10 protein-coding genes and 2 pseudogenes are annotated in these 6,179 nt (G+C 53.1%); 5 read left to right on the plus strand and 7 right to left on the minus strand.

Annotation, left to right across the window (positions count from 1 at the left end; genetic code table 11):
- A partial coding sequence (locus QWL29_RS26150; protein WP_305825784.1) for a GGDEF domain-containing protein occupies positions 1-652 on the plus strand: 652 nt, incomplete at its 5' end.
- Between the two features lie 62 nt (positions 653-714).
- Here the strand turns inward: QWL29_RS26150 and QWL29_RS26155 are convergent.
- Together QWL29_RS26155 and QWL29_RS26160 are read right to left on the minus strand one after the other, a co-directional pair.
- Entirely contained in the window at positions 715-1,092 is a 378-nt protein-coding gene (locus tag QWL29_RS26155; protein ID WP_305825785.1) for a group III truncated hemoglobin, read from the minus strand.
- 60 nt (positions 1,093-1,152) lie between these two features.
- Positions 1,153-1,521, minus strand: a complete 369-nt coding sequence (locus QWL29_RS26160) for a ferredoxin reductase domain-containing protein (protein WP_305825786.1) — start codon at positions 1,519-1,521, stop codon at positions 1,153-1,155.
- A 41-nt stretch (positions 1,522-1,562) separates the two neighbouring features.
- On the opposite strand from QWL29_RS26160, the pseudogene QWL29_RS26165 reads away from it, so the two are divergent.
- From QWL29_RS26165 to QWL29_RS26180, 4 genes and pseudogenes are all read left to right on the plus strand, one after another.
- Positions 1,563-2,088, plus strand: a pseudogene (locus QWL29_RS26165) (tyrosine-type recombinase/integrase); the annotation flags it as partial.
- A gap of 162 nt (positions 2,089-2,250) precedes the next feature.
- Complete coding sequence (locus QWL29_RS26170; RefSeq protein WP_305825787.1) at positions 2,251-2,730, plus strand: MltR family transcriptional regulator; 480 nt, start codon at positions 2,251-2,253, stop codon at positions 2,728-2,730.
- On the plus strand, positions 2,727-3,290 hold the full coding sequence (locus tag QWL29_RS26175; protein ID WP_305825788.1) for a hypothetical protein: 564 nt from the start codon (positions 2,727-2,729) through the stop codon (positions 3,288-3,290). The genes QWL29_RS26170 and QWL29_RS26175 overlap by 4 nt, the downstream gene beginning before the upstream one ends.
- A 127-nt stretch (positions 3,291-3,417) precedes the next feature.
- Complete coding sequence (locus tag QWL29_RS26180) at positions 3,418-3,717, plus strand: hypothetical protein (RefSeq protein WP_305825789.1); 300 nt, start codon at positions 3,418-3,420, stop codon at positions 3,715-3,717.
- Positions 3,718-3,804: 87 nt separating this feature from the next.
- Here QWL29_RS26180 and QWL29_RS26185 read toward each other — a convergent pair whose 3' ends face one another.
- The 5 genes and pseudogenes from QWL29_RS26185 to QWL29_RS26205 form a co-directional block, all read right to left on the minus strand.
- Positions 3,805-4,272 (minus strand): RES family NAD+ phosphorylase, encoded by a 468-nt coding sequence (locus QWL29_RS26185; protein ID WP_305825790.1) that lies wholly within the window; start codon positions 4,270-4,272, stop codon positions 3,805-3,807.
- Positions 4,269-4,832 carry an Xre family toxin-antitoxin system antitoxin gene (locus QWL29_RS26190; RefSeq protein ID WP_305825791.1) on the minus strand — a complete coding sequence of 188 codons (564 nt, stop codon included), beginning with the start codon at positions 4,830-4,832 and terminating at the stop codon, positions 4,269-4,271. The genes QWL29_RS26185 and QWL29_RS26190 overlap by 4 nt, the downstream gene beginning before the upstream one ends.
- 477 nt (positions 4,833-5,309) lie before the next feature.
- Positions 5,310-5,588 (minus strand): H-NS histone family protein, encoded by a 279-nt coding sequence (locus tag QWL29_RS26195; RefSeq protein ID WP_305825792.1) that lies wholly within the window; start codon positions 5,586-5,588, stop codon positions 5,310-5,312.
- Complete coding sequence (locus QWL29_RS26200) at positions 5,537-5,788, minus strand: hypothetical protein (RefSeq protein WP_305825793.1); 252 nt, start codon at positions 5,786-5,788, stop codon at positions 5,537-5,539. The genes QWL29_RS26195 and QWL29_RS26200 overlap by 52 nt, the downstream gene beginning before the upstream one ends.
- Before the next feature lie 91 nt (positions 5,789-5,879).
- Positions 5,880-6,179, minus strand: a pseudogene (locus QWL29_RS26205) (tyrosine-type recombinase/integrase); the annotation flags it as partial.

The raw sequence follows: 6,179 nt of genomic DNA on the forward strand, positions 1-6,179 counted from the left end.
TATCCACCTATCGATGTGTCCGGGGACATTAGACCACTACACAATGGTGCCAGATGAGCGTGGAGAACCGAGCCATTACATTGCTGTTTTTAGTGATATCACCACGGTCACTGAACGGCGACGTTGGCTCGAGCAACGTAGCTATTTTGATAATTTGACAGGCTTGCCAAACCGTGTCCTTCTAATGGAGCGTTTGACTCAAGCTGTTGAAAAGGCTAAGTCGTCTGGCACCACAGTCGCAATAGCTTTCATTGACCTCGACGGTTTCAAGGAAGTGAACGACAGTTTTGGGCATGCAGTAGGAGACGATATTCTTGTTCAAGTAGCAGGCAACCTCTCAACGGCACTACGAACGTCAGACACTTTGGCACGCCTTGGTGGGGACGAATTTGTTGCCGTTTTACCTGACGTGAATGATGGCGTAGTCTTATCTGAACTAATGAGACGTCTCCTTAAGGCAGGTAGCGCCTCGGTTGACGTCGAAGGAGCCCCAGTAACCGTATCAGCAAGCATTGGTGTAGCGCTATTTCCAGCGGACGCGGTGAGTCCAGAGGAGCTACTAAGAGTAGCAGATGCTGCTATGTACGTTGCTAAGCGTGAGGGGCGCAATTGCTACAGAGCTTGTCGACCAAGGGCGAAGCCGGCGCCTTAGTTGCCAGGTCAACTTGGCATTAAGCCCAGGTAAGGCATGCTTCACTACCTACATCGCTTGTTCTACTGAACTTTGACCTCACCAAACAAGCCGAGTTGTAAGCTTGAAGCGATTCGTTGAGCAACCGCCAGCATCGGCTGAGCCGTCTCCGCTCCAAAAATCTCGATTGACGTCATTCTGAAGAGCGTAAGCCATCTGACGAAGTGCTCCTTCTCAATGCTGGACAGCGCCATATGTTTTCCAAAAACATTGCCTTGAAAGTCACCAGTTCCAAGTAAGGCCTTCGTCCAGAAGGCATACATCCGGGGCAAATGAGTATCCCACTTGCCGGCAAGGTGACTCTCAAACACCGGCCCTAGGACGACGTCTTTCCGAACGCGTTCGTAAAATACGTCGACAACTTTCCGTATCGAAAGCTCAGTAATTACCTCGGATGACATCGTAACCCTCTGGGTTAAATGCAAGTCCTCCGTGCCACCTTAATGACACGGAGAGTATGCTTAGTTCAAGTAATTCAAGAGCTCGGGTCCGAATACTTCGCGGTGTAGTCGAGTCGGTGGCACGCCGGCTTCAATGAGCGCACGCCATTGCGTTTGCATGAACTCAACTGGGCCGCAAAGATACACTTGCGCCTCTCCATAAGGCCACTTAGGAAGTTTCGATATGTCCATGCGGCCGGGATAGACACCTTGACCTTCGTGGACGTTGACGTTCTCGTAAAAGGTCACGACCTCCAGGTTGGGCATCGTCTTCTTTGCTTGAGCAACGTCCTGTCGATGAGCGTGATATGCCTCTTCTCTAGCCGCGTGGGCGAAGACCACCCGACGGGAAGGTTGCATCTGCGCGATTTGATTCAGGACCGAAATCATCGGAGTAATTCCAATGCCAGCCGAGAGTAGGGCGATTGGTGCTGCGGTCGCGGTTGCAGCTAGCCGAGCGGTTGAGAGATCTGGCGCTTTTCAACTTGGCGATCGACAGTAAGCTTCGCGGCTGCGACCTGGTAAGTCTCCGCGTGAAGGATGTCGCACAAGGCCAAAGCATATTCCATCGTGCCATCGTCATGCAACAAAAGACGCAAAGGCCTATCCAGTTCGAGATTACCGAGCAGACTTGCCAGTCAGTGCTCAGTTGGATCAATCATCGAAAGCTAACGTCTAGCCAACATCTGTTTCCCAGTCGAGTGATCGATGCAGGTCATTTGTCGACTCGCCAGTACGCACGCATCTTGTCGAGTTGGGTCAAATCTATTGGTCTGGACGACGGCATACGGTACACACACTATGCGTCGTACCAAGGCTACCTTGATCTATCGGCGAACAAAAAATCTCCGTGCGGTTCAGTTGCTTCTCGGGCATACTAAGCTGGAGAGCACGGTTCGCTACCTGGGCATTGAAGTCGACGACGCCTTGGAGATTGCTGAGCAAACTGAAGTTTAATGTATGAGGCCCACGTAGATGGGCCATGGGTCTGCAATCGGCCAATAGCGGTCATTCAGTAACTAGAGAAAGCTGTCGTCGGCCTAATAATTGAGAAGAAAGATCATCTATTTCTGCATAGGCGCTCCCCGGTCTCGATCATAAGCGAACTCAAATATAAATATGGATGCACAAATTAAACAGCTTAGGGAAGAATTTTCACAGGTCCTTCATGGTATAAATTCTGAGTCGGATCGCGGATGTGCTTTATTCGCTGCCGCATACTTAGATAAGGCTCTTGCTGAGCTTTTGCGTTCGAGAATGATTCAAGATAAGCGCTTGGACGAAGATATTTTCTCGTCACAAGCACCACTGGGGACCTTCTCATCCCGCATTAAGCTGACGTATTACATGGGAATGATTACCGTCGAAGAGCGGAAAGGTTTGGACACTGTTCGATCAATCCGAAACCATTTCGCGCATCATCCTGACGTAGCCCAATTTTCCGATCAGATGATCCGAGATAAATGCTTGAATCTCTTCCCGCAAGAGATGGCAGGTGGCCTGAACACACCCCGCCTTAGATTTGTAGGTGCGATCGCTTTTCTTCTAGGGAAAATTCAAGGCAGCATGTTGGAGTCGAAAAAAGCAAATTTAGGTTGAGCACCGAGGTGCCACTACGTCAAATGGGCTTCGTCCGTATCGGCGGCCCAGGTTTTGCCAAGCTCGACTTTATGTACGCAGAATGTCCTCTATGGGTCGATAGCGGACGCTACGATAGTCCGCAATCGGCCAGAAGCAGACCGTCAAGCTCACAGATTGGGCCGCAAGGAAACGTGATCGCAATGGTCGAATACCGCACTCAACCAGTCGAGTCCACCGTGCTCATCGAAGAGCTGGTATCGTTCTGCCATCTTGCAGCAACCAAAGGGACAGACTCTGGGATTCTCATGTTTGGTTGGGATAGCAACTTGGGAATTGACGAAATGTGGCAGGACATCCCTTTGCCGCTAGCAGACATCGTTGACTATGTGCGAGCGGCAGAGCACGCCGGAACGATCACTGTCGGGAAATCGGACATTTTTGTGAAGGCTCATGGATTGGAAATCACCTTATGTCACGAAGGTGATCTCCACATCGAAGCCGAAGACGCTGCAGCACAGCACTTCCTTGAGCGTTGGAAAAGCAAAGGCTTTATGCCATATCAGGTTCTACCCCCGTGACCGAACATAAAGAACCAACTGCTTCAAGGTCCGGTTCGGGTCGACAACTGCCGTACACTGAACGGCCGAGATCGGCCAGAAGCGGACGGTGGCAACGAAACCAGTAACTTCTCTCACAGGAGCGCCAATGGGACCTCTGTTCTCGCTGATGTTGATAACGATGGCATCGGCAGCACTGTTTGCGGCGGTATTTCTCGTGTTGCGAATGTTCCTGCGTACCGCTGATGCGCTTCGACGCACAGGTGGGTTTGTCATAGGAACTGGTATCGGCGCGACGCTATCTGGAGGCGTGCTTGCTCTGGCAATGGGAACTGATGCCACGCTTACGTCAACAACACAGGTCACTGTTTATCTTTCTGCAATCGCTCTTGGTGCGCTTGTTGGCGGGACCACTGTCTCGTACCATGTCGCGCGCAAGTTTCGTTAAAGCGGCGTCCGCTTCGGGTCGGAAGCGGAACTAACTAACGTCTGCTTTCGAAAACGGACCTTTAAAGCTCACACTTCCTGCCGCTGCTCAGAAGTAGCGTGGGTCGTAGTGCCACTTGCGCACGGCCGTGGCCACAATGCGCGTCGCGTCCGGATGCAGTGGGTTGATCAGCACGTTGAATTCCTCTGGCACAATCACCGAGGGCACCACCGCCAGTGCGGACGCCTTGCTCAGCAGCCAGGCCTCGCCCGTCTGTACGCTGGTCATGCCAGCAGGCAGCGCGTCCCAGCCGATCGGCGGTGTCAGCACTTGGCGCGCGGTCCACACATCGTCCGGCACATCGATGCGCACCAAGTAGCGGTTCAATGGCAAACCGCCGCTGCGCAGGTGCACGACCGTCTCGTGCACGGCCAGCGCAATACTCTCTGAGCTGTACGTGACGGCCATGCCCACCGGATTCCAACGCCCGCCCGTATTCTTTGCGCCCGTACCGGACATATCATCGGCGACATACTTTGGTGTGGTGGCCGCGATGCGCCAAAGCGACACCGTCATGCGTAAGCTCCGCTCTGCACCATCTCCAGGAGATTGCCAACGTACTTCTGGCCCTCGACCGTGTCCATAAAGCTCGCCGGCGTGGCGCCGCCCAGGGCGGGCAGGGGAGCTGCTAACCAGCCTGCCAACCACTTCGCGGCGTCAAATTCTGGCGTACTCTCTGTGTCGATCATAGCCTGCACCTGGCCGATCAACGCTTGCATGCCCATCACGCGTTCGGTTTCGTCTGGAGACAGCCGCTGTTCACGCTGCACTTTGCGATTGATGGTGGCGCGGGAGAGGCCCAGCGAGTCCATCAACGCTTCTTTCGGCATATTCATAACCGAAGACAGTTCTCCTACACGCTGCGCGGGTACGCCCGACCGGATAACGTGGATTTTGTCGGCAACGTCCATTTTGTACCAAGAAGTTAACTGCCCAGTTTTTGTGTCCCGGTTGAGGCTGAGCACAGTCACCTTACGCGCTGGTTTCCGGGTTGCCTGAGTCGCTGCAACTTTTGCTACCGCCAGCGGCGCTGAGCGCTTGGCGGCAGGCTTGCCTGTCTGAGATCGAGTGGTCATATCTGGCTCCTTTGAGACTACAGAATAGCTCATATGAGCTTAGCTAGCAACCCGGGCTCTGTATGGTGGTGATTGCAATCTGACCGCAGCAGGCGGCACGAGAAAAGCACAGATCATGCGTTCAGCCCCCAAATTATCCATCCACGGTGAGCTATCTTCAAAGCACGGGTCGGTTGACGACGAAACGTTCTCGAAAAAAGCCGTTTGGGGCGGTGATACGGCAGACATCTTGCCGAAAATTCTCAAGGCGTCTTAGATGAAAATCGGTATTACCATCTACACGTTTTTGAAGAAAACGCTGGTGCGCTTCTTGCCTAATTTTTAGACAATGCCCCAAGATCCGCATGAACGCTAGGTCATGCATCTTTATAAGCAAGGATATCCACAGAAAATGTGGATATCCTTGCTTCACACCTAGCAGCGCTCGGCCCCTCAAAAGGGCAGCGATGTGCCTCCTAACGTGACCGTGAAAATCGGTTAAATTCTGAAATCGTCTAGAGTCTTTCCGCCAGCTAATCCATCAGCAATCCACCTCGGCTGCCGGCCACGGCCAGTCCACGTCTGAGTATTATCAGCTGGGTTTCGGTACTGCGCTTCGACCTTTTTGCCAGTGCCCTTCGATTTTCCGCCATTATTCGCAAGCAGCTCTTCTACCGAAACACCCAAACCCTGAGCAATAGCCAGGATCTGTTCACGCGCTTTTGTTACTTCTTGCTGCTGGCGATTCTTGATTGCTTTTTCAATTTCAACTTGCAACCTTTAAGTTCACTCAGGTTGTAATCCGACAGATCCACCTTGTCCATATTCGTTTTCATGCCGGTGCCGTCTGCCGGATCAAGGTTCAGCCGCAGATTGCGTTCAACGCCCCCTGTCTTGTCAGGGTCGATTACGTACGCAAGCGGAAAGGAGGCCAGTTCCTCGCGGCGAAGTCCGCTCTGAACCGCGAATCGGATCATTGCGTGATGATGCGGATTATCGGCTGCCGCCAGCAGGCCCTCACCTGGTCCCGAGACAGAAATTTAACAAGGTCTCTGTGCTTGCGGGGCATTACGATAGGACCGCCTGCCTACCGCCTAATGCGTCGACGTGCGCAAGAAACCCACCCGACTGCAGGATCTGGCGCTCCTCGTACTCGTAGGGAAGGGTCTCCACCCAGCCTTTTCGCTTGGCGAAAACGTAGAACGCACAGACGTATAGCAGACGCTGTCGAATAGTGTTCCGGGCTAATCGCGCCGCCTCAAAACAGTAATCGCGGTATGCCGCGACCAGCGTTTTTGCTTCACCTCGATCAACGTCATCCCACGACAGGTCGTGTGCTTCAAGAAACCCGAAATAGTCGTACATGGC

The sequence above is a fragment of the Massilia brevitalea genome, assembly GCF_030711405.1.
In the GTDB taxonomy this organism is placed as follows: Bacteria; Pseudomonadota; Gammaproteobacteria; order Burkholderiales; family Burkholderiaceae_D; genus Telluria; species Telluria brevitalea.